The organism is Pseudovibrio sp. POLY-S9, assembly GCF_001431305.1.
Classification (GTDB): Bacteria; Pseudomonadota; Alphaproteobacteria; order Rhizobiales; family Stappiaceae; genus Pseudovibrio.
In genome coordinates this window covers 25,508-28,402 of the sequence record NZ_LCWX01000142.1, presented here as the reverse complement: position 1 = coordinate 28,402, position 2,895 = coordinate 25,508, and the positions used below count along the sequence as shown (strand labels likewise).

Here is a 2,895-nt window from a genome sequence, read left to right as displayed (position 1 = left end):
GGCGGAGCCGCTCGCGCCCTCCCGAACACCAATCTTGATGGTGCGGGAGCAAGACCAGCTTGTTGACCTCTCCAAAACCATCGGCACAGCAAAACTCATCCGTGATGGAGACGAGCTTCATATTTTGGATGGGAATGGGCAGATTGTTGTCATCGAACAGTTCTTTGGTGGACCTGCCAATGAATTCTTCATTTTGATGCCATCTGGTCCGCTCACAACACAGAGCCAGTTTCTGAAGGCCGTTGAAGTCGAGACGGCACCAAGACTTGGCAGCTTTCAAGTTGACCTCCCCTCCCCTGCCCAGAAAGAAACGGAGGATGCTGACAAGTCCTCAGAAGAAACCAGTTGGCAGCCCATATCCAAAACAAGTTTGCAGAATGTTCACCACGAACCAGCGCTTGAAAAGCTGAACAGTCTTACGCAGTCTGATCAGCTTTCTGAAAACACGCAGGATAGCTATCAGGCTGTTCCGCTTGTAAGCGCTCTTAACACACAATCAGAGAACATCATCGTTCCGCAGTTGTCTATCTCTGATCTATACGTTCAACCAAACAGCACAGTTACCCGGGCAAGTGATCTTCCTGTCCATTCTGTTCAGGAAGCATCCTTTCGCACATCCACCAGTATTTCAGTCAGCGATAGCCTCGCTCTTGATTTCGGCGTGGATGGAACCAACTCCCGCGCACTGCTCTTTACACTTGATGCAGCCGGACGCCCACTCGGCCGCTCAGGTGATCCGCTCGATATTACCTGTGGCGGTGCGCGGGTTCTTTTTCAATCTGAGTTTGGACCGCAAGGCCAGCACATATTGAAGGGTTTGAAAGGTGATGGAACTCTTGTTTTAAAGGTCACGCTGGACCCGAATACACCAAACGGCGCCTACAGCTATGAGCAGTTTGCACCGTTGGATCACTCGGGCAGTGCGACGGACCTTTTAATGAGCTTCCGTTTCATTGCAAAAGATGCAGATGGAGACACTCTTGTTTCTCATCTGGACATCCGCGTTGAAGATGACCCGATGCCGGCGGAATGGAATCTGACGGCTACAGTTTCAGAAGCCGGACTTCCGGGAGGATCAGAAGGCGATCCCGCTGAAGCCACTGCCTCAGGAGACTTGCTGATCAATGCTTCGCAAGGCCCTGTCGTCTTATCCTGGAACACAGCATCTCCGGTGGAAGGGTTCAGTTTTCATCAGGAAGGACAAACGCTCCTGATCTTGCAAGGCAGCAAAGTTGTTTTGTCAGTCACGCTCAACTCAGCAACGGGCACCTATAGCGTCACGCAACACAGCGCGATCAATCACGGAGCTAATGCAGACGCCGTTTTCAATCTCAGTTTCAGTGCAACCAACACGCAAGGCCAGACGACAGAAGGCAAGCTTCTGGTCTCTTCGCTGGATGATGCGCCAAAAGCATTTCCGCTCAACCAGATCAGCTTTGATGAAAGCCAGTTGAGTACGCAAACCGAGCTGAGCTATTCCTCTGAGTATCTGCCTCATTCAGCAGGAGCAGACACCGCTACGATCAGCTGGCAATTACCTGATGATCCCGAAGGGCTGATCTACATTATTGAGGGGCAACAGCTCAGCGTTCTGCAAGGCGATACGCTCATTCTCACCGCTCAGTTTACCGATATCAAGGGGGCTTACACTGTTCAGCAGCATAATCCTTTGCAACACCAAAATGGGGTAGACCAGCAAACAATCAGCCTTCCCTATGTGATTACGGATGGAGATGGCGATACCGCCGCGGGTCACTTTCAGGTGTCGATTAAAGACGACAATCCGGAAGTCGGGGAACCGGTCCACCTCAGTTTAAGTGACAATGCATTCGCTTCACCTGCGCCAGGACATGCACTTGCTGAGGATACTCATGCCTTAACCGGTGTACTCCCCGTCTCAACTGGTGTAGATGGAGGGCAGGTTTCATGGATACAGTCCGCTCTCCCTTCTGGCTTCAGCTGGGATTTGATCGGCGAGAAACTGACGCTTTTCCAAAATACGACGGCAATTTTCACCGCGACGCTGAATTCCAGCAGAGGCGCGTATTCTGTCGATCAGCATGCGCCATTGAACCATGCTCGGGGCATTGAGCAGTTTCAACTGCATTATGTTGTAAGTGATGCAGATGGGGACGCCGTTAATGGTCAGCTGCAAATCACGATTGCAGACAGCACGCCCATCCTCAGTTCAGCGCCTGAAACACTTAGCCTTTCAGAAAATGCTCTCTTCGAAGCACGTATGAACGATGAAGCCTCGATCGTTCAAAGTGGTGATTTGAACGTTCATTGGGGCGCCGACACACAGTCTACAACGATGCTCACCTTCTCTTCCAGCATGAGAGGCAGTCTTGCTCCCTTCACTGTCAACGGTGCTCAGGTCTATTACTCCATTGAAGGTACGGGCAATCAACTCAGCGCGAAGACACAGGATGGCACGCATGTTTTCACGATCAAACTGGATCCCACCGGATCAGGAAACTACGAGGTCGAGTTCTTCACACCGATTGACCACACATCTGCAAGCGAGGTTTTACTATCGTTTTCAGCAGTAGCTTCCGACGGTGACGGAGACACGATCCCTTTGGACTTCACCTTCAGCATCTCGGATGGAATGTCATCGGCGTCCCCCGATCAGTTTTCTGGTACGGAAGATACACCGCTTGTGTTGGACCTGTTAGGCAATGATACTCTTAGCAGTGAAGGCTTCACTGTTCGCATCGTCTTGGCACCTGCCAAGGGCCACCTCTCTCAGAACCTGGACAACACGTTTAGCTACACGGGTCACCCCAACGCCAATGGCTCGGACAGCTTTAGTTACTACATTGAGGATGCGGATGGAGAGCGCAGTGATACTGTCACTGTTTCTATCGAGCTGTCACCGGAAAACGACGCACC

The 2,895-nt window shown here is 51.5% G+C and carries 1 protein-coding gene; it reads left to right on the top strand.

The features are described 5' to 3' along the window. On the top strand, positions 1-2,895 hold a 2,895-nt coding region (locus PPL9_RS33275; protein ID WP_208989334.1), incomplete at both ends, for an Ig-like domain-containing protein.